General features: G+C 38.5%; 20 protein-coding genes. 5 read left to right on the forward strand and 15 right to left on the reverse strand.

Features of this window, described 5'->3' with window-relative positions; all coding sequences use genetic code 11:
* Nucleotides 1-109: 109 nt before the first annotated feature.
* From flgE to AC1EU2_RS06000, 6 genes are all read right to left on the reverse strand, one after another.
* The gene (flgE, locus tag AC1EU2_RS05975; RefSeq protein ID WP_480297109.1) at nucleotides 110-1,495 is read right to left on the reverse strand and encodes a flagellar hook protein FlgE; all 1,386 of its coding nucleotides are present in this window, start codon (nucleotides 1,493-1,495) and stop codon (nucleotides 110-112) included.
* 100 nt (nucleotides 1,496-1,595) lie between these two features.
* Nucleotides 1,596-2,291 (reverse strand): flagellar hook assembly protein FlgD, encoded by a 696-nt coding sequence (gene flgD, locus AC1EU2_RS05980; protein WP_129946498.1) that lies wholly within the window; start codon nucleotides 2,289-2,291, stop codon nucleotides 1,596-1,598.
* Nucleotides 2,292-2,300: 9 nt separating this feature from the next.
* On the reverse strand, nucleotides 2,301-2,729 hold the full coding sequence (gene flgC / locus AC1EU2_RS05985; RefSeq protein WP_480297110.1) for a flagellar basal body rod protein FlgC: 429 nt from the start codon (nucleotides 2,727-2,729) through the stop codon (nucleotides 2,301-2,303).
* 2 nt (nucleotides 2,730-2,731) lie between these two features.
* Entirely contained in the window at nucleotides 2,732-3,130 is a 399-nt protein-coding gene (gene flgB, locus AC1EU2_RS05990) for a flagellar basal body rod protein FlgB (protein WP_480297111.1), read from the reverse strand.
* Between the two features lie 138 nt (nucleotides 3,131-3,268).
* On the reverse strand, nucleotides 3,269-4,099 hold the full coding sequence (locus AC1EU2_RS05995) for a CheR family methyltransferase (RefSeq protein ID WP_480297112.1): 831 nt from the start codon (nucleotides 4,097-4,099) through the stop codon (nucleotides 3,269-3,271).
* A gap of 123 nt (nucleotides 4,100-4,222) precedes the next feature.
* Nucleotides 4,223-5,143, reverse strand: coding sequence for a chemotaxis protein CheV (locus tag AC1EU2_RS06000; protein ID WP_480297114.1), 921 nt, complete (start codon nucleotides 5,141-5,143; stop codon nucleotides 4,223-4,225).
* 325 nt (nucleotides 5,144-5,468) lie between these two features.
* On the opposite strand from AC1EU2_RS06000, the gene flgA reads away from it, so the two are divergent.
* The 3 genes from flgA (at nucleotide 5,469) to AC1EU2_RS06015 (ending at nucleotide 7,074) form a co-directional block, all read left to right on the forward strand.
* Nucleotides 5,469-6,170 (forward strand): flagellar basal body P-ring formation chaperone FlgA, encoded by a 702-nt coding sequence (flgA, locus tag AC1EU2_RS06005; RefSeq protein WP_480297115.1) that lies wholly within the window; start codon nucleotides 5,469-5,471, stop codon nucleotides 6,168-6,170.
* Nucleotides 6,171-6,284: 114 nt separating this feature from the next.
* Nucleotides 6,285-6,635, forward strand: coding sequence for a flagellar biosynthesis anti-sigma factor FlgM (flgM, locus tag AC1EU2_RS06010; RefSeq protein WP_480297116.1), 351 nt, complete (start codon nucleotides 6,285-6,287; stop codon nucleotides 6,633-6,635).
* Between the two features lie 13 nt (nucleotides 6,636-6,648).
* Nucleotides 6,649-7,074, forward strand: a complete 426-nt coding sequence (locus tag AC1EU2_RS06015; protein ID WP_480297117.1) for a flagella synthesis protein FlgN — start codon at nucleotides 6,649-6,651, stop codon at nucleotides 7,072-7,074.
* 152 nt (nucleotides 7,075-7,226) lie between these two features.
* Here the strand turns inward: AC1EU2_RS06015 and AC1EU2_RS06020 are convergent, their stop codons facing one another.
* Both AC1EU2_RS06020 and AC1EU2_RS06025 read right to left on the reverse strand, forming a co-directional pair.
* Nucleotides 7,227-7,679, reverse strand: a complete 453-nt coding sequence (locus AC1EU2_RS06020; protein WP_480297119.1) for an LPP20 family lipoprotein — start codon at nucleotides 7,677-7,679, stop codon at nucleotides 7,227-7,229.
* Nucleotides 7,679-8,314 (reverse strand): FlgO family outer membrane protein, encoded by a 636-nt coding sequence (locus tag AC1EU2_RS06025; RefSeq protein WP_480297120.1) that lies wholly within the window; start codon nucleotides 8,312-8,314, stop codon nucleotides 7,679-7,681. Before AC1EU2_RS06025 ends, AC1EU2_RS06020 begins: the two co-directional genes overlap by 1 nt.
* A gap of 176 nt (nucleotides 8,315-8,490) precedes the next feature.
* Here AC1EU2_RS06025 and AC1EU2_RS06030 point away from each other — a divergent pair, with 176 nt between their 5' ends.
* Together AC1EU2_RS06030 and AC1EU2_RS06035 are read left to right on the forward strand one after the other, a co-directional pair.
* Complete coding sequence (locus AC1EU2_RS06030) at nucleotides 8,491-9,648, forward strand: flagellar assembly protein T N-terminal domain-containing protein (protein ID WP_480297121.1); 1,158 nt, start codon at nucleotides 8,491-8,493, stop codon at nucleotides 9,646-9,648.
* Nucleotides 9,649-9,993: 345 nt separating this feature from the next.
* Complete coding sequence (locus tag AC1EU2_RS06035; protein ID WP_480297122.1) at nucleotides 9,994-11,124, forward strand: flagellar assembly protein T N-terminal domain-containing protein; 1,131 nt, start codon at nucleotides 9,994-9,996, stop codon at nucleotides 11,122-11,124.
* Between the two features lie 126 nt (nucleotides 11,125-11,250).
* Here the strand turns inward: AC1EU2_RS06035 and AC1EU2_RS06040 are convergent, their stop codons facing one another.
* From AC1EU2_RS06040 to megL, 7 genes are all read right to left on the reverse strand, one after another.
* A complete protein-coding gene (locus AC1EU2_RS06040; protein ID WP_480297123.1) occupies nucleotides 11,251-11,664 on the reverse strand; it encodes a hypothetical protein in 414 nt (137 codons plus the stop codon).
* Between the two features lie 143 nt (nucleotides 11,665-11,807).
* Nucleotides 11,808-14,726, reverse strand: coding sequence for a FimV/HubP family polar landmark protein (locus AC1EU2_RS06045; RefSeq protein WP_480297125.1), 2,919 nt, complete (start codon nucleotides 14,724-14,726; stop codon nucleotides 11,808-11,810).
* A 187-nt stretch (nucleotides 14,727-14,913) separates the two neighbouring features.
* Entirely contained in the window at nucleotides 14,914-15,930 is a 1,017-nt protein-coding gene (locus tag AC1EU2_RS06050; RefSeq protein ID WP_480297126.1) for an aspartate-semialdehyde dehydrogenase, read from the reverse strand.
* Nucleotides 15,931-15,957: 27 nt separating this feature from the next.
* The gene (locus tag AC1EU2_RS06055; RefSeq protein WP_480297629.1) at nucleotides 15,958-17,079 is read right to left on the reverse strand and encodes a 4-phosphoerythronate dehydrogenase; all 1,122 of its coding nucleotides are present in this window, start codon (nucleotides 17,077-17,079) and stop codon (nucleotides 15,958-15,960) included.
* A 74-nt stretch (nucleotides 17,080-17,153) separates the two neighbouring features.
* A complete protein-coding gene (locus AC1EU2_RS06060; protein ID WP_480297127.1) occupies nucleotides 17,154-17,471 on the reverse strand; it encodes a ComEA family DNA-binding protein in 318 nt (105 codons plus the stop codon).
* A 120-nt stretch (nucleotides 17,472-17,591) separates the two neighbouring features.
* Complete coding sequence (locus AC1EU2_RS06065) at nucleotides 17,592-17,906, reverse strand: ComEA family DNA-binding protein (RefSeq protein WP_480297128.1); 315 nt, start codon at nucleotides 17,904-17,906, stop codon at nucleotides 17,592-17,594.
* Between the two features lie 131 nt (nucleotides 17,907-18,037).
* Entirely contained in the window at nucleotides 18,038-19,216 is a 1,179-nt protein-coding gene (gene megL / locus AC1EU2_RS06070; RefSeq protein WP_480297130.1) for a methionine gamma-lyase, read from the reverse strand.
* Nucleotides 19,217-19,298: the final 82 nt, after the last annotated feature.

Below are 19,298 nucleotides of genomic sequence, written 5' to 3' on the forward strand. Positions count from 1 at the left end.
ATCGGCTATTTACTAGTCTAAAAAGAAAAAAAATGAAGTGATATTTTAAAAAGAGGAAAGCCATTGCCGCGGAGGCAATGGCTTTAATGTAACAAATAAACTTTATGATTTATTGAATCTGTAAAATCGTTTGTTGCAGTGTACTGTTAACTTCCAACGTTCTCGAGTTAGCTTGGAAGTTACGCTGTGCTGAAATTAAATCAACAAGCTCAGTCGTTAAATCAACGTTTGATTGTTCAAGAGCTGAAGAACGAATGCTGCCTAGCGTACCACTGTTAGCTTCACCCGCTAGTGCAGGCCCTGAATCTAAACTTGAGCGCCAAGACGTATTACCAACCTGAGTTAACCCTTGCTCATTCTGGAACCTTGCCAATGCAACACGTGATAATGGAATGGTTGAACCATTACTGTAACTTGCATTAATCAGTCCATCAGCCCCAATTTCAACATTCGTCAAACGACCGACAGTCGAGCCGTCTTGGCTTAACTTGGTGACTTCAAACGGTGCCGCAAATTGCGTTGGGTTGTCAAATTCAATGTTCAAGGCCTGTGTACCATCAGCACCTAATCCAAGTACGTTAGCGCCAGTAACACCTAATGGTACCGTATTAATTGTTGCTGGTGTACTACCCGTATAACCACCGACATTATCAAATGTCAGTACAGCGCCTTGCCAGTCAGTAGCAGGCACGCTATCTGGCTTCGTTGCTGTAGCATTTCGAGGAGTACCATCAGGGATTCCATTCTCATCCACATCAACATCATAAGTAGCAGTAGCACCAGCAACATCTACTGGCTCACCATCAACGGCATAGAAGGCAACCCAATTGTTTCCATCATTATGGGAAGCATTTTCAGGCTTCACAAAGTACGTTGTCATTACATGCGGCTCACCTAGTGAGTCATAAAATGTAATTGATGTTGAGTTATTAAACGTTTCAGGATCTTCAGGGTCAAACGCCGCTGGATCTTTAGAGTCTTCCGCAACATTCAGGTTCATTTGCAAATCAATTTTAGTCGATTGCTCAGGTCGTCCTGCGGTGTCAGGAATTCTAACAGGTTCAGTGGTTGTCAAACTCACTGATGTCGAATTACCGTTTTTATCTACTGGAAAGGTTCTTAAAAAGTTACCCGCTGAGTCAACCATAAAACCATCAGAATCCACTTTAAACGCACCAGCACGAGTGAATGTTAAATCCTGTGAATTTTGATCTGAAGAGGTCACAAAGTAGCCACCGCCACTGATCGCCATGTCAAGTGCGTTGTTGGTAAACTGCAAACTACCTTGATGGAATTGCTGAGCAACTTGAGTCGTTGTCACCCCACCACCAACATTTGTTTTACCGTTCGAAAAAATTGAATTTGCATAAACATCAGCGAACTCAGCACGTGATTCTTTGAAACCAATGGTATTGGCATTTGCAATATTATTGGCGGTAGTGTTTAAGTCCTTTTGTGCGGCTTCAATGCCACTTAAGGCGATGTTGAACGACATAAGTCCCCCTGTTCTGCATCAAGATTTAACTGGCGAATCCTCGCCAAATTCTTATTCCAAATATGAAAAGTCGGTTTAATCGGCTTTTCTTGTGTTCTTTCTAAGTTTCTGAAACGGCTAACACATCACTCAATTTAACGGCACTTCCGCCTGCCAAATTAAGGATGGCTCCAGTCTGAGCAGTACCCAGTGAAACGCTACTTACGTGTGCATAAGTTGAAACTGGCAAATCTTGTGTTTCACCATCAACAATCCCGCTGGCTTTTAAGGTGTACTCACCTTCTGCAACAGGGTTGCCGTTTTTATCTTTCCCGTCCCACTTAAGCTCGATATTGCCACCGTCGCTACCGTCGGCTTCGAAGGTCGTGATCAACTGACCTTTACTGTCTTCCACTCGAACGTTAATCGTTTCAACTGGCGATGTTGTACTAGCCACACCTCTAAGCTCTGGATTTGTGGCTGAAACATTACCCGAACTTGTTGGGATCAAAACTTTGCGTCCAACCAAACTTGAAGCTTGAAGCGCTTGGCTTGAGCTCATAGTTTGATTCAAGTTCAAAATTTCTTTGTTTAAGTTACCAATCCCATCAACAGTTGAAAATGACGCCATTTGCGCAATCATCTGATCGTTATCAACAGGTTTAAAAGGGTCTTGATATGCCAACTGCTGAGATAACAAAGAAAAGAAATCATCTTGTGTCAGAGACTGATTGTTATTCGGCTCTGGCGTTTCCGATTGCTCTGGCAGCCGTAAACTGTCTAAAAAAGGGTTACCTGTAGAGTTAATGTCATTCATAACCTACTCCTACTTGCCCATTCTCAACGTTTGCTGAAGCATGCTCTTGGCAGTATCAGCAACTTGGGTGTTCATTTGATATGTTCGAGACGCAGAAATCATGTCAGCCATTTCTTCCATCACATTAACGTTTGGTTTGTAAATAAAACCGTCACCGTCAGCCATTGGATGATCTGGTGAAAATTCTTTAATCAGTGGCTTGTCGCTTTCAACAATGCCTTTTACTGCAACTTTCATTGATGACTGGTTTCCCTGCATTTGAGAAGCAGAAGCTTTATCCATCTCTGCTGCAAAAATAGGGTGACGTGCGCGGTATGTTTCATCAATGCTGCTGGATACCGCGTCTGCGTTGGCAATGTTACTCGCAGTCGTATTTAGGCGAACTGATTGTGCAGACATACCTGAACCTGCAACATCAAAAATATTAAATAAACTCATAATTATTCACCCCTTATCGCTTTCTTCATGCCATTAAACTTGCTTTCCAAAAAACCAAGTGACATTTGATATTCCAAAGCGTTTTCCATGAAAGAAGCTTGTTCTGTTTGCATGTCCACTGTATTGCCATCACCAGTGTCTGGTTGGTTAGGAATTCGATAGCCTGTTTCGGCTTGCACTACACTTTGAATTGAAAAGTGCTTTTGGTGAGTGCCACCTAAACTGACGCCTCTTTGTTTTGACACAGCGCTTCGCATCGCTTGTTCAAAATCGACGTCTTTTGCTTTGTAATGAGGTGTGTCTGCATTTGCGATATTGCTGGACAATACCTCTGCACGCTTAGCTCTTACGCCTAACGTATGCTGATGAACACCTAATGCTTTATCGAAACCAATCGCCATAAAATTGCCTTTACAATGGACTTTGCTTTGTAAATGCAATACGTATGCCAATAAAATTATGGGAGTGAAATTTGAATGAAAATAGTGCGGATATGAATAAAAGAAAAGCGAGATAAACCCGCTATACAACCGGATAGATTATTTTTTACGATAAAAAATACCTGGATTGCAACGAATCATGTCAAATTCGTCCGTCAAACCAGTGATAGACTCAGAAGCCCCAAGAAACAAGATACCATTTGGATTAAGGGCGGCAGCGAATTGCCGTAAGATATTAGCCTTTGCCTCTGCTGAAAAGTAAATCAAAACATTTCGGCAAAATATCACATCAAACTTGCCAAGTATGCTGTAACTTTCTAGCAAGTTATGGCTTCTGAAGTTCACTAATGAGCGTACTTTAGGTTTAACTCTCATATTGCCAGACGGTAAGTCATCAAAGAATTGACGCTTTCGTTCTTCAGACAACCCTCTAGCCAATGCCAGGCTATCATATTCAGCTTGAGCACAGCGCTCTAACATCGTTGAGGATAAATCAGTCGCAGTAACAGTAATGCCACGACCAAAACTGTTCGCTTTTTGCTGTTGGTATTCAAGGATACTCATTCCGATAGAATAAGGTTCTTGTCCTGAAGAACAAGCCGCAGACCAAACTTTGATTGGCGTTTTTTTGGCATCCATTTCAGGAAGTACTTGCTTAACAAGCAACTCAAATGGATAACGATCACGAAACCATAAGGTTTCATTCGTTGTCATTGCATCAATTGCATCAAGTCTTAGTTGACGTTCAGTAGGCTCCATCGAACGCTTAACCACATGAGAAATACTTGGCAAATCATATTTTCCCATCAAAGGCGCAAGTCGACTGCGTACTAGATACTGTTTATTGTCACCTAATACAATTCCGCTTTGCTTTTCTAAAAAGCGGCGAAACTTTTGGTATTCATCATCTGCAAGTGTGCTATTTGGCACCGTACCATCCTAAGTTTTAATACAATTGGCATTCAAGTTTGCCTAAGGCGCTGCTTTATACCTTAGCTTCTGAATCAATTCAACAACGAATTTAATAGTGTAATAACACTAATATAATTTATGTTACAAGCTTAGTTGTTTATTCACTGCTGAAGCTAATTCATCTGGATTGAATTTTGCAATAAAATCATCAGCTCCAACCTTTTGCACCATCGCTTGATTGAATACGCCACTCAACGAAGTATGCAAAACAACTTTAATATTTTTCAGCTTTGGATTTCCTCGGATTTCGGCCGTTAATGTATAACCATCCATTTCGGGCATTTCGATATCTGAAATAATCAGAGGAATATCACTTGATAAGTCTTCACTACCTTCCGCTTTATGCTTGAGCATATCTAACGCTTCGCGACCATCTTTTGCGGTTTCAATATTCAAATTAAGAGAAGAAAGTGCTCTTACAATCTGTTTACGAGCGACTGATGAGTCATCAATCACTAACACGTTATATTGTTGCTCTCTATCTATTGTCAGTTGCTCATCAATCTCTTTACTTATCTCGGTTTTCACAGGGGAGATTTCGTCTAGAATTTTTTCTACATCTAAGATCTCTACAAGCTCACCTTCTAACTCAGCAACAGCCGTTAAATATGAATTTTTACCTGCACCGGTGGGAGGAGGCATAATACCTTCCCAGTTCATATTAACAATACGCTCAACTGAGGATACGAGAAACCCCTGAACACTTCGGTTGTATTCTGAAATGATGATAAAGCTCTTATCGATGTTCTCGATTGGTTTCCCACCAGTGGCAGCACTTAAATCAATAACTGAAATCGTCGTACCACGAATATGAGCAATTCCGCGAACAAATGAATTGAGTTTAGGAAGAGATGTTAAGGGTGGACACTGAAGCACTTCCTTGACTTTAAATACATTGATTCCGAACTTTTGAGAATCATCAAACTTGAATAACAATAGCTCTAAACGGTTTTGACCAACAAGTTGAGTTCGCTTGTTTACCGACTCGAGAATACTTGACATAGCTCTGCCTATCCTTAACAACAGTCCATGTTTTGATGGCATAAGCCTCTAAAACAAGAACAAAATCTAAGTGTCTTCGCAATTATACCTTTTGCCATTAAGATGAATCAGTTCCGTTGCATCTTTATAAGTTCGCACATCTCATTTTTTAACGTAAAAAATGGATATGCTACACAATTGTAAATATTTAACGGAATAAACTCCAATAACTTTACAGTATATTGTTAAACTATAACCATACTAATTATGACGTAGAGTAAATAAACATTTACTTGCACGCACAAAGTATAGGCATATTTTTATATATCGACAGAGTATTAAAAAAATGAAAGTCAGTTTTTTTTTATTTATTGCCATGATGGTTGCTTCGCCTTTTACTTACAGTAAAGTAAATCCTTACGTTCCGACGTTACAAGACATTTCTAATGCTGCTCAGCGTGCCGTAAAAGACAAAATTATTCCCGCAAAAAACGCCAAAATCACAATCACACCTCAAAATATTAACGAGCGATTTAAAATACCACAATGCATCTCTCCTATTTTGGCAACTTTAGTAACACCAAAACTCAAGAGAAATAATACCGTAAAATTGAGTTGTAAAACGAATCACTCCTACCCTTGGCAAGTCTACCTGTCTGTAGTAGTTAAGACTCAATATCAAGTTGCTGTGCCCACTAAAACTCTAGCGGCAAATGAGTTAATTGACGCTTCGAAAGTGACATTGAAATATCTTGATGAGAATTCTGTCCGCGGGACACACTTTGACACGTTAGAAGCAATCATAGGAACAAAAACCAAAAAAAGAATTGCTAAAAATCATCCAATCTTTTCGCAAAATATATGTTTTGTTTGCAAAGGAGACTCAGTGAAAATCGTTGCTAGTACGAAAAGTTTTTCTATTCGAACTACTGGGACAGCAAAAACTGATGGAAATTTGCACGACACCATTGAAGTTATGAACAATCACTCAAATAAAACCATTAAAGCTCAAGTAATTGGGATTGGCGAAGTTCAAGTCAGGATGTAGAATATACTCAATGGTATCTTTGTAAAATTAAATTGGCTTTTTTGCTAAAGCTATATTTTTATCTGTCGATATACCATATAGACTATTTGATCTTTTTATTGCTAGGGCACAAAAATGGCTATCGATACAAATAAGCTAAACAGCAATTTATCGGCACGCATGCAAACAAGAAAGGCTGCGAATCAGTCCTCTGTTTCTGAGCAAACCACTTCAAAACCTGAAGCGAGTAAAGCTCAGAAAGGTGACTCTGTTGTTATAACGGCTCAGGCTCAACAACTTCAAAAGATGCAAACTAAGTTATCTTTGATGTCTGATGTCGATCAGAAAAAAGTATCTGAAATTAAACAGGCTATTTCAGAAGGACGCTATTCAATTGATCCTCAGAAGTTAGCAAAAAATATTTCTAGCTTTGAATCTGAGTTGAATGACCTGTATAAAGATAAGCAAAATTCAGTTTCTGAGTAGTCGTTGTATAAAAATGGAACAACCAGCCCAACTTCTTGAACATCAACTTAATTTACTCAATCATTTGATTGAAATAATTAAAAATGAAAGTGCAGCTCTTTCTGAACAAGACACTGACGCCTTGCTCATTCTTGCTGAAAAAAAATCAGAGTGCTTAACACTGCTTCAATCTAATGATACAAAATTAAGCCTTCCAGAAAATGCTCAATTGATTAAACAATCTGAAGAGCTTCTTGGCCAAGCTCAAAAAGCCAAAGCACTATTGGATGACTGCAAAAGAAACAATCAGAAAAATTCAACACTTATTGAACACAACCTTGCTAGCATTAGCCGTTTGTCACATGCGCTTCAGGCCAGTAGAAATGCCTTTTCGATGACTTATGATGATAAAGGTCAAACATCTACGATTTCGACCTTAGGGAATAATGTCGAAGCTTAAACTTAAAAAGTCTCATTAATCGTTGAAAATCATACCCTCTGATTAAGAAACTATCCCCAGTATTTGATTGCCCACCGAGATAGTCGCCCCAACAAACTTAAGGCGATAAGCACGAATCAGTAAGATTAACCTTTCGAGATCGGCGAGTGATGTTAGAAATACACCACTCGTTTTACTTTGTAGCTCTTTTGACGCTGCTGATACAACGCCCAAACATGTTTATAGTCAAGCTCTAGCTCTGTTACGTAAAAGTCACCTGACAAGTAGCTTTTAACAACTTTTGCACCTCTAACAACACCTGAGACTGACGCCCTTACTTCGTCATGCTTTAACTTCCATTCATGAGTATTGGTAACACCATCAATTTTTTGACCGTAAATTTGCTCAGCTAACTCCCTATAAGCATCAACTTTTGACGCTTGTAGTGCGGCAAGAACCTTGTCTGATTTAGTTTTCCCAGGTTGTTTAGCAAGTGAAGCGTACCCCACGGCTGTCAGTGTTGGAAAGTCTGTTGGTGCTTCCGCTTCCCATTGAATATGCCTATCTCTGTTTGTCGAGCAACCAGAAACGAATACGATCATTAACAGTAAAAATAGTCGTTTCATTATTTTACTCCTCTCTGGCGAACATTCTCTTGCCCAGTTTTAGAATATCGAAATACCACTCCATCCCTCACAACCACTTTTTCAGATGGCATAACATATTGAGAAAACTCCGAAACGGGTAAAGACGCTTCAGCAGCAGAAAGGACACTATTGTCATTCAAGTTAATCACTCTGCTGTTTAGCACGATGCCATTTTTATTCAGCTCGACTGTAGAAACAACAGCGTGTTCAACAGACAAGTTGTGTGGTAATAACTGCCAGTCTCTAGCCAACATAAATTCACCGTTTTCCGTTACCTTCAGCGAATCTGTCGCATTAACATCAGTCACTTGATAACCTCGCATCTTTAAAGAAGTCATAAGACTTTGCTGTAAAGCGGCAGAAAAATTTACAGTCCTGCTGAAGTCATTTGCCATTACAGGGGTCATTACAACAACAGGAACATCCTCAGCGAAAAGCAGACTCTGTGTCGTTAATTCATGTGCTAATTCGTCCGCTAACCGTAAAACAGATGACTTAGATTCATTAAGCATACTGTGTTCGGATGGGACAAACTGGTGCTGTTCGTGTGTATGGTCGTAATGAGCACATGCTGAACTTAAAGCGAGCAAAGCTAAAATAAGCAAATTTTTCATGACTTTGGCCTAGCGTACAAAAATACTGATATTGTTAGTATCGGCAAATCGCTCTATTTCTTTACTCATTTGTTTTTCATCATACAGCCAATAAATACTCACTACTGGCCTAAATAATGCATAGTTTTAAATATTAGTGTTCACGACATATTACTGACTAATGGAATTTTCGATATATGAATAAGTTTATTCCACTCTTATTAAACGCAGTTTTAGTACTGTTCCCGTTTATGACCCAAGCGAGTTGGGTCGAGGTTATTGGTAAATCATATATCGAAAATGATGATATTGAACAAGCAAGACAAAATGCCATCGATGATGCGCTCCTTAATGCCGATTTTCAGTATGGCGTGCACATTACCAACCAATATGAAATTGTTGACGGCAAGCTAGTAAAAGCTTCTACTGCAACAGATCAAAGAACCAAAGAAAATACTGATTTTGAATTAGCAAATGAAGATGTCAACGATGATGAGCTCATTATCGAACTTAGAGTGTTTGTCGATGGACTTACACAAAATAGAGAGCCTAGAAGCCTTTACAAAAACCAGGTATTAGTGCCACAAACATTAGTATTAGTGCCTCAGCAACTGGCATACGGCCAAATAAATCAGTTTGGTAGCTCTATATCTAAAAAATTATCATCTCTCATTGATAAACAATCTAAAACCGCTTATTCAGCTTCATACCCGTATGAAAAGCTCGACTTTGTCCCGTCAAAACTGTCTACCGACAATAAAAGGTTACCGCAGTGGTTGGGTGTTAAAACTGAATCTCAGTATGTACTTATTCCTGAACTCATAGACGCTTCAAGTGAGCAAGAATCCTCATTTGGCTTATTCTCTTCAACCAATAGATTGTTTCAGCTAAAGCTCTCTTTATATCACTCAATCAGTGGTGAAAAAGTTTGGCAAAAATCCTATTCAACTCAAGCTGAATGGGAGTTTGCTAGAAACCAAATCGTTACAACAACTACAAACTTATTTTGGTCATCGGAGTATGGCGAAAAAGTCTCTCGCATTCTTCAACAAGCAGCCAGAGATCTCGGGCGATTTGTAAGCCATCGTTCGTTAATGGGACAGATCATTGCAAAAAAACAGAATCAACTGCTATTGAATATTGGACGTAAAAATGGCCTGAATATCAATGACACTCTAAAAATCATTCTTAAACGTGACTTACCCGATAGATTACAGGCTATCCGACTGATTGCAGAAACCAGTAAGGCGAAAGTCATTGTAAAACAACTTACTGAGGATACTGCATTAGTGGAATGGCTAGACCACACAAGGATGGAAAGCATACAAATCGGCGATATTGCAATCGCTCAATAAAGTCGAGTTTTCAATGCCAATTAATAGAGGCCGTTCCCAATTAACGATTTCGATTTGCTGTTGTAGATTTTTTGTTTATTCAAGACGACGAATGTGAGGTGTAGTTGTTCTACATAAGCATTCGGCAACATAGAAGAAACGAAAAATATACACAGCCCTACGGGTTACGCCTAAAATTGGCAAACTCTTTGTTACTCATCTTTCATTTAGCTCACTAAACTTCTATCTTCGTGCCTCGAGTTTGCCAATTTTAGGCAGTAACAAATCGAAATGACTAATTGGGAACGGCCTCTAGTAAACCCTTTGACAATTCATCCTGGATAATAAATAGGCCATTTAAACAACATGCAACGTCTGTACTCACTTCTTAGTATTATTTTATGCACTTCATTCTTTTCAAGTATCACTTACGCTGATGAATGGTTAACAGTCCAAGGAGAAGCCTTAATACTCAATAGCGATATTGAGATGGCCAGAAAAGAAGCAAAGTTGAATGCGATAAAACAAGCAAGCTATAAACATAACGTTTCTATAAATGATTTAATAAAAGAGAAGTATCAAAACAAATTATCGTATAAGACACTAAAGCTAGAACTCATCGATGATGCCAAAGTAAAGCTGATATCTGAAAGTAGCACTAATAATATTCTTGTGTTAAAACTCGCTGTAATGATCACTAATGATAATGATAATGACAAGTTAACTTCAAAATATCCTGTTCATACGGTCTGTATAAAGTCTCCAACTGAAAAAACGCATGACCCTCAATCGGTAAACTCAACTTCTGCAGTGTTAGATGAAATCATGTCGTTGTTTACTTCGAGTACTGAAAATTCCGTTAACGCAATTGTTGCAAAAACCATTTCAGCCAATCAAAGCTGCGATGGACAATTCACACTAGAAACAACTTTGACAAACATAAATACACAAGGTGCATATCAATGCCCAAGTTTTACAAGCAAATACCCTCTTCGGATTTTTGGTTCCGAACCCAAAAAGAACTTTCATACTCATTTTAAACTGACTCGTTCAAATACCAATGAAATTGTCTGGGAAAAATCATTCCAATCAGAAGCCATTTGGGAGTTTTATGATTATAAGGAAATATCTTTTTTATCGGATGAATTTTGGAATTCAACATATGGAAAAAGTGCTAAAAGCTCGTTAAAAAAATCTGTTTTATCCGTAGCAAAATTCGTCAACAATCAACCTCTGTTTGGCAGCATTACTCAACTTTCAGCTTTTAAAGTTGTGGTGAATTTAGGCAAACACTACAACTTAAAAGTTGGTGATCGGTTGAAAGTGTTAAAACAAGCAGATATTACTCAATGGGAAAGCATTCAAGATACTGTCATCGCCAAAAGCATTACGACGCTCCAAGTAATCTATATCACTGAATCAAATGCTATTTTGCAATGGCATTTAGGTAAACCTATTTACTCAATATCAAAAAATGATCTAGTTTTTAAAATCTAAATAAAGGCTATTTTTCTTATCAAATTTTAGCTGGTTTAGCACTCTAATAATTGATGGTTTGGAAAGTATCATAGAGTGCTTATTGAAAGTAACCTAACAAATAGATTATTTTAACATACATTCTGATTAATTATGTGTATGCGTTTGAGACACGAAACTGAACTCTGCTCCTGTTGTGCTTGATTTTATAATCCATTGAACCTCACTTTCATTAGATTCATGTTTACTCGCAACTTCAACACCGATAAGTTTGGTTAAATCATGAGCAAATTTTGCATATAGTTCAACTAAAAAAGAGTCTTCTTTTCTTGAAACCATTCCCTTAAAGAATTCTGCTGCTTGGCCTTTAACGTTTTGCTCAGCTAAAAAGCTAACAAGTGCAGGATCATTTTCAACACCTGTTAATTCGAAGCTATTACTTTCTGAATACTCTGAGGGATCAAACTCAATTGAAGACGAACTAGAGCTTGATAAATCACTACTACAGCTCCCACTCAAAAAATGGGCTTGAGGGGAAATACTTAAGTCCGAAGTGCTCATATCAATTTCCGATGTAAAATATTTTTTTATAATACAACGTAATAATGAGTACCTATCAAATTAATTATTGTTTATATAATGATTACTACAGATAGATTGAACTTAAAGCGCCAGTAAAACTGACACTTTAGTTCTATTTACGATTAAGAAATCGTTGTTAGTAGCTCAATTGCTTCCGATTTTTGCCTACCATTACCATCTATTTGGATCTCTTCAAGCAAAGCTTTAGCACTGTCTTTGTCATCAATTTCAATGTAGGCGCGAGCCAAGTCTAACTTTGCATTCACTGAATTTTCTGCATCATCAACATCTACCATTGGGTTACTTTCAAACAAATTTTCTAATTCAGATGATTCACCTAAATTAACGTCCACTTCTTTGTAAGGATCAACTTCAGTTGACTCTTCAGATGATTCATTGAGTAACTTATCGATGTCGATATAGCCATTTTCTTTTTGGAAATTACTTAAATCATCTCCAGAAATTTTCTCTGCATTAATATCAGAACCAATTTCATCGTCTAGAGCAGCCAGAGCCTCATCAACAGTCATATTGTCGCCTTCAAATGAGGCACTCTTAGTTTCACCATCAGTTTCAAGTTTACTCAAATCCATGTCACTCGATAACAAAGCTTCTGTATGCTTTATTTCATCGCTTACTTGAGCAAATGATTCAAAAAGCTCATCATCACTTAAATCCATATCGAAATCTAAGTCAGGAAGCCCTTCACTTTTTGCAGATGGCGAAGGAGAAGAAGGGGACAGAGCCTCTACTGAATCAGTATCAGTATCAGTATCTGTATCTGTATCTGTATCTGTATCTGTATTTTCGCTAACTGACTCAAAATCCATTCCCAAATCTATATCAGATAATTCAGTTTCAGTATCTATAGCATTATCTTCAAACGCTAAAGCAGTGTCTTCAATCTCTACATTTTTACCTGAAAGTGAAAGCTCTGATTCAAGCTCTGTTTGAACACTAATTTCACCTGTGTCTGTCTGCTCTTGATCAAAACCAGAAATATTGTCTGTACTAACAATTGGATCAGGTTCATTAAAATTAACCGTTTCAGGCGCTTCAAGAGGCGTTTCAGCTTCCATTGACGCAGGTTCAGGTAAACTAGACTCTTGGTGTTGACTCGGAACATCAACATCAAATTCAGCCATAAGTGCATCGAGGTCATCTACATTGTCATCAGGGTCAGGTAACTTTGTATCCAGCTTAGGTTCTGGAGTACTCTCGTCTGAACTAATTTCAGCTCCTGGAGAAGGTAACTCAGACTCTTGAACATTTTCGTTTACTTCAGTTTCAATTTCAGCTTCAGACTCTGAATCACTTTCTGGTGAGCTTTGTACATCATCCACTGCAGGTGAAGCAAAGTCTAAATCGCCTAAATCACCTTCAAAGTCTGTAGATTCGAGCTCAATGTTTTCTGGTTCATCACTAAGGTCAATCTCTTCCTGAGGTTCATCAGTTTCTTGAATGTTTTCTTCTGGTTCTAGTGAATCGTCTATTTCTGGTTCTTCAAGAGGTATTTCTTCAGCTTCTGGCGTTGCTTCAAGTTCGTTTTCAGTATTCTCTTGTTCAGCTTCCATTGAGTTGATGAGTTCATCTAAACTCACTTCATCAGACTCACTTTCTGAAGATTCAAATTCGTTTGTAGCTTCATCGTCTAAAAATGGATCTTCTAAATCAATTTCAGTCGAATCAATCAGTTCATCTAAACCATCTGAGCCAGACTCAACAGGCACACTATCTAACGTATCTTCATCAATTTGCTCAACAGGTTCTTCTTGTACATCAGTTGAAGCCTCAACATCGTTCTCTTTGATGTTCTCTTCAGGTTCATCAAGTTTGTTAAGAAGATCTTCTACGTCTGAACTTATCTCTTTTCCATCAATTTGTTCATCTAATGCTTCGGCCCATAAATCATCCATATCTGACTCTGTTATGGATGTCTCTAACTCAGTCTGAGGTTCTTCCGGCTCTTGTAATGCCTCAACTATGTCTTCTTCGGGCTCTACATCATCCAGTTGAACAGCCACTTCTTCAAAAAACTCATCAACGTTATCTTCTTCAACTACAGGTTCAATAACTGGTTCAAGATCGATATCATGAGGTTGAATTTCCTCACTTGCTTCTACTTTAGGCTCAGTTGGGGAGTCTTCAGTAAACGCTTCTTCATTTGATGATTGCTTTCGTCGCCATAATGCAAACATGAGCAAAACAAAAAGCAACGCTGGAACAATCGCAATAACAGCCAAAGTTAATGGACTGTCGAGCAACGAACGCCACAAGTCAGTTGGTTTTTCTTCTTTTTCTAGTGCGAGTGTATCTTGTAATACTTTATTTTCTGCTTTAAGAGAAGCATTAAGCTGACGAGTTTCAGCTAAGGTTCCCTCAAGTAAATCGACTTTACCCGATAACTCTGCAAGGCGATCTTTCAGCGCATCTAAGTCATCTTTAGCCATTGTAAGTTCATCTTGAGTACGGCTTAATTCATCAGTCAGAGAAATAACCTTACTCTCTTCCCTTTCAAGCAATAATGTCAGTTGCATTATTTTTTGGGGACTTTCTGGCTCTGCTTTAGTTTCCGCGATTTGCTGTTCAATCGGCTTTGGTTTGCGATTTGGTTTTGCCTTTTGAGATACCTGTTTAGAAGGTTGAGCTCGCTGTTTCCAACTTTTATCGTCTTGCTCAGCTCGTTCTCTTGCAATGCTAACTGGAATTGCCAACATTTTTTCAGCCGGTGGTACCAGCAAAATCATACCCACTTCTAAACTGTTATAGTTTGAGCTTGTAAAAGCGTGTGGGTTAGCATCATAAATAGCAGCCATCACCTGATAGATACTAACTTTATTGTTCGGACGCATTTTTTGCGCAATACTCCAAAAAGTATCCGCTTTAGTTGTTGGACCGTACTGTCTATTTTGCTGTCTAGATTGACCATCTGGCCCAGTGATTTTTAGGGGTTCAGCAATTGACTGGGGAGTAAGAGAGAGTAAAAGAGCACATACGATAAACGAAGATATGCGATTTAGATATGAAGTCCGAAAGTTCATCCATCCTTTCCTTTTTAGCATTGCTGTTTCCTGAATTAATACTCTTTAAATAGAATCGGTTGCAACGCTAATGAGCAATTGTATTTATTTCAGTTTACTATAAACCAGAAACGTACGAGCTGCTAGAGGCATAAAAGCCCTAAAAACAAAAAAGCTTGCGATATCGCAAGCTTTTCAACACTTAGGTTTAGTAATAATCTCTTATAAGTAATTCTGCAATTTGAACACTGTTTAGAGCTGCCCCTTTGCGAATGTTATCTGATACTACCCACAAATTGATTCCATTAGGGTGCGATAAGTCATTTCTCACTCGGCCAACAAACACTGCATCATTACCCGACGCTTCAGTTACCGCAGTAGGATACTCATCATTTGATTCGAATAATTCAATGCCAGCTGCGCCATGAAGTACGGCTTTAACGTCATCAGCTTCTACTGACTGTCGAGTCTCAATGTGAATGGCTTCGCTGTGTCCATGAAAGACAGGAACTCGAACAGCTGTTGGATTTACTAAGACATTTGAATCACCCAATATTTTTTGAGTCTCCCAAACCATCTTCATTTCTTCTTTAGTAAAACCATTATCCATAAATGTATCGATATGAGGCAATGCATTAAACGCAATCTGCTTATCATAAACATCAGGTTCAACCGGTAAACCTTGAAGTAAACGTGCACATTGTTGTGCCAACTCTTCGATGGCTTTCTTTCCGGAGCCTGAAACTGACTGGTAAGTGGCCACATTAATTCTATCAATACCAAATGCATCATAAATCGGCTTTAGTGCAACCAACATTTGGATTGTTGAACAGTTAGGATTAGCAATAATGTTTCGATTTCGAAAATCAGCGATTGCTTCAGGGTTCACCTCAGGGATCACTAATGGCACATCGATGTCATATCTAAAGTGTGAAGTATTGTCGATAACTACGCATCCCGCTTCAGCTGCAATCGGAGCCCATTTCTCTGAAACATCACCACCAGCAGAAAAGAAACCGATTTGAGCTTGAGACCAGTCAAACTCCTCTACATCTAGAACCTTTATCGATTTCCCGTTGAAACTGATTTCTTCACCTGCGCTATTTTTACTCGCCAGTGGATATAAGTTTGCTACAGGGAAGTCTCGTTCTTCTAATATTTCCATCATTGTTTGGCCAACATTACCTGTTGCACCTAAAACAACGACGTTAAATTGTTGTGACATAGTGAAGTAATCTCTTTTAAATAGTAATTATTTTGAAAACCCGAGTTGGTTTAACCAATCCAGCTCAGATTGTATACAATTTTTAAGGTTAAGTGCGCTAAATTCTCGTCTATGTTTATGAGATTTTCTCATCTCATCAAACTCTGCATTAGCAAAACTAAGTTTTCTGAATCGCTCATCATCATCTCGAAGGTCATAAACGAGCCGAGCAAGTCGCAGTAATTGTTTTTCAGATAACGGCTCATTTATTTCAATGTGAGAAAACTCAAATTTAGGTAATAAATCTTCGAGCTGAACTTCTTGTTTTTGCTGCAGTAACTCACACACTTTTTGATAAAGCATAAACGTACCACGAGCCTTGCCCTCAACGCTATAGCCTGCGATGTGTGGAGTAGAAAACTCAACATAAGGAATTAAAGCTTCCATTGGATTAGGTTCATCTGCCCATACATCTAGAACAATTTTCAAATCCGATCGGCGTTGTTTCACTTTAAACAGTGCATCGTTATCAATCACTTCACCACGACAACAGTTAAGCAACCAAGCATTTTCTTTGATTTGATTGAGCTTCTTTTCATCAATAAGTGATTCGGTTTTATGCTCCCCCTCTTTTGTTAAGGGAACATGCAAACTGATCACATCACACTGTTCAATAATATCTTCTAAACTTACGAAAGTTTTTGTATTTTCTTCAGCCGCTTTAATCGGATCACAGAGTAACGTTTTAACGTCATAGGCATTCAAGCACTTTTCGAGTGCAGAGCCTGTATTGCCGACTCCAACAATACCTACAGTTTTATCTTTAAGCTTTTGCTTGAAGCGATGAGCCAGCTCTAACATTGCAATAAAGGCGAACTCTCCAACAGCAATAGCATTACACCCGGGAGCGTTGGTAAAGGGAATATGATTCAATGCTAAATAGCTTTGATCAATATGATCCATTCCGATTGTTGCTGTTCCCACAAACTTTAGTTTTTTAGCATCAGCAATCAGTGATGAGCCAACTTTAGTTACAGAGCGAACCAATAAAAGATCAGCATCTTTAACCAAATCGGGGGTTACCGTTCTGCCGTTTACGAGTTGCACTTCACCAAACTGCTGAAACAATTGTTCAGCAAATGGCATATTTTCATCTGCAATGATTTTCATAAAATAAGAAGAAGATAGAAATTGAGAGAATTGTAACATAAAGGGTGAGCGCTTAGTTCACCCTTTATTGGCAATTATAAGGATAATTGGTACGTGTTAATTTCAACAAGTTTGCCACCTACCCCTTCAACAGTAGCCAGATCAGTATATGATTTAAACCCATTATTAGATTCACGAAAGCGAATGATTGCATGAGCTTTCTGTGCATCGATCCCATGAAGGTTCATCAAGTCAAAATGTGGTGCTGAGTTGATGTTAATCAGCTTAACATCGATTTCTGCTTGTCGTTTATGAGTTGCTTGATATTCGAATGGTAAATTTGAATTAGAAGCTGCGAGCACTGAGCCAGAAAATGATAAAACTAAAGCTCCAATTGTCAAAGTCCTTTTCATCGTTAACTCCTTCTTTGCTGTTAACATGTTTTTCGATTTGAACTTTAAACATAGGTATTAAACAGAAAATCTGCCAATAAAAAAGGATGCTTTAAGCATCCTCTGTGTTGAATATTAGCACTAGAGAGAAATTTTACCCTTGTTACTTTCTAAAAATTTCTTACCTATTCCTTTGACCTTAAGCACATCATCCATGGTAGTAAATTTACCATGTTGCTTTCGATGTTCAAAAATCGCTAATGCCTTTGCAGCCCCTACACCTTTTAACAGCTGCAGTTGGTTTAAATCCGCCGTATTAAGATTAATAACTTGGCTTTTATTAACTCCAACTTTGACTTTAGATTTTGGTTGCTTTTCAACTGACGCATTACCTGCAAATGAGGCTGTTGATACTACCGCAAGCGCAATCAATGAAGCCTTGATAAGTCCTTTCATAGCTTTCTCCTTTTTTTCATTGAATGACGTACTCTCGTGAATGCTAGAACTTAGAATCACGAGGATGATTTACAGCATAATCAGTAGTTAATTTACATAACTGTGCTCAAAAAGCAACCAAGACAAGCATTTTACACTTTATCTAAAGTAACCCTTAAGTCATCGATAATATCTTGAACATTTTCTAACCCTACAGAAATGCGGATTAAGCTATCAGTAATTCCAGCTTCAGCTCTTGCTTCCTCTGTATAAGGCGAATGTGTCATGGAAGCAGGGTGTTGTACTAACGATTCTGCGTCACCTAAGCTTACAGCAATAGTGAATAACTCTAGATTATTAACAAACTTCATACTCTTTTCAAAGGATGCATCTAGTTCAAATGCAATAACACCACCACTTCTTAACATTTGTGAACCAACGAATCTATGTCCTTGATGGCTCTCAAGACCGGGATAAAATACTTTAGATACTTTAGGGTGCAGCTCAAGAAACTCAGCCACTTTCTCAGCATTGTCACAGTGACGCTGAACTCTGACATCTAACGTTTTTAAACCACGTAGTATAAGCCAAGCATCATGTGGAGAAATGACAGCACCAATGTCCTTTAATATTTCGAACTTCACCTTTTGCATTATCTCAGCATTACCGCACACAACGCCTGCAATTACATCACCATGACCGTTTAAATATTTGGTCGCAGAATGAATTACCATATCAATACCCAACGAAAGTGGAAGCTGCAATAATGGGGTCATAAAGGTATTGTCTACAATAGAAACAATATCATGCTGCTTACAAATTCTAGCAATCGCTTGAAGATCAAATACTTCAAGGTGCGGGTTCACTGGCGTTTCACAAAATAAAGCTTTGGTATTAGGTTGAACTGCAGTTTCTATCGCTGTTAAGTCAGTAAAATCAACAAGTGAAACATCAATCCCGAAACGTGCAAACTGATGTGTCATCAATGCAAAGCTGCAACCATATACGGCTCTCGAAGCGATGAGATGATCACCTTGTTGAAGATTGGCAAGTAAGGCCGCTGAAACCGCTCCCATACCAGAGGCTGTTGCTGCAGCATCTTCAGCCCCTTCAAGTGCAGCCATTTTATGCTCTAGCTCTGAGGTAGTTGGGTTCCCTAAGCGAGTGTATATATACCCTTGCTCATCACCACTAAAGCGCCTTCCACCTTGCTCTGCTGTATCAAAAGTAAAAGTGGCACTTTGATATAAAGGCGAGACTAAAGCCCCTGAAGGCTCCTTTTGTTTACCTGCATGAATCGTTTTTGTCGCAATATTCCAATTTGCTTTCATATTTCCCCCAGGGCTATTTTTATTCTAGTTTGGTTTAGGATGCATATAGCTAAGTAGAATTAACATACAGTGCTTTGGTCGC

The sequence above is a fragment of the Parashewanella sp. 2304DJ23-3 genome (assembly GCF_056591695.1).

Coding starts and splice junctions, on each gene's coding strand:
- flgE (WP_480297109.1), bottom strand. CDS start 1,495: ATGTCGTTCAACATCGCCTTAAGTGGCATTGAAGCCGCACAAAAGGAC.
- flgD (WP_129946498.1), bottom strand. CDS start 2,291: ATGAATGACATTAACTCTACAGGTAACCCTTTTTTAGACAGTTTACGG.
- flgC (WP_480297110.1), bottom strand. CDS start 2,729: ATGAGTTTATTTAATATTTTTGATGTTGCAGGTTCAGGTATGTCTGCA.
- flgB (WP_480297111.1), bottom strand. CDS start 3,130: ATGGCGATTGGTTTCGATAAAGCATTAGGTGTTCATCAGCATACGTTA.
- AC1EU2_RS06000 (WP_480297114.1), bottom strand. CDS start 5,143: ATGTCAAGTATTCTCGAGTCGGTAAACAAGCGAACTCAACTTGTTGGT.
- flgA (WP_480297115.1), top strand. CDS start 5,469: ATGAAAGTCAGTTTTTTTTTATTTATTGCCATGATGGTTGCTTCGCCT.
- flgM (WP_480297116.1), top strand. CDS start 6,285: ATGGCTATCGATACAAATAAGCTAAACAGCAATTTATCGGCACGCATG.
- AC1EU2_RS06015 (WP_480297117.1), top strand. CDS start 6,649: ATGGAACAACCAGCCCAACTTCTTGAACATCAACTTAATTTACTCAAT.
- AC1EU2_RS06020 (WP_480297119.1), bottom strand. CDS start 7,679: ATGAAACGACTATTTTTACTGTTAATGATCGTATTCGTTTCTGGTTGC.
- AC1EU2_RS06025 (WP_480297120.1), bottom strand. CDS start 8,314: ATGAAAAATTTGCTTATTTTAGCTTTGCTCGCTTTAAGTTCAGCATGT.
- AC1EU2_RS06030 (WP_480297121.1), top strand. CDS start 8,491: ATGAATAAGTTTATTCCACTCTTATTAAACGCAGTTTTAGTACTGTTC.
- AC1EU2_RS06035 (WP_480297122.1), top strand. CDS start 9,994: ATGCAACGTCTGTACTCACTTCTTAGTATTATTTTATGCACTTCATTC.
- AC1EU2_RS06040 (WP_480297123.1), bottom strand. CDS start 11,664: ATGAGCACTTCGGACTTAAGTATTTCCCCTCAAGCCCATTTTTTGAGT.
- AC1EU2_RS06045 (WP_480297125.1), bottom strand. CDS start 14,726: ATGAACTTTCGGACTTCATATCTAAATCGCATATCTTCGTTTATCGTA.
- AC1EU2_RS06050 (WP_480297126.1), bottom strand. CDS start 15,930: ATGTCACAACAATTTAACGTCGTTGTTTTAGGTGCAACAGGTAATGTT.
- AC1EU2_RS06055 (WP_480297629.1), bottom strand. CDS start 17,079: ATGAAAATCATTGCAGATGAAAATATGCCATTTGCTGAACAATTGTTT.
- AC1EU2_RS06060 (WP_480297127.1), bottom strand. CDS start 17,471: ATGAAAAGGACTTTGACAATTGGAGCTTTAGTTTTATCATTTTCTGGC.
- AC1EU2_RS06065 (WP_480297128.1), bottom strand. CDS start 17,906: ATGAAAGGACTTATCAAGGCTTCATTGATTGCGCTTGCGGTAGTATCA.
- megL (WP_480297130.1), bottom strand. CDS start 19,216: ATGAAAGCAAATTGGAATATTGCGACAAAAACGATTCATGCAGGTAAA.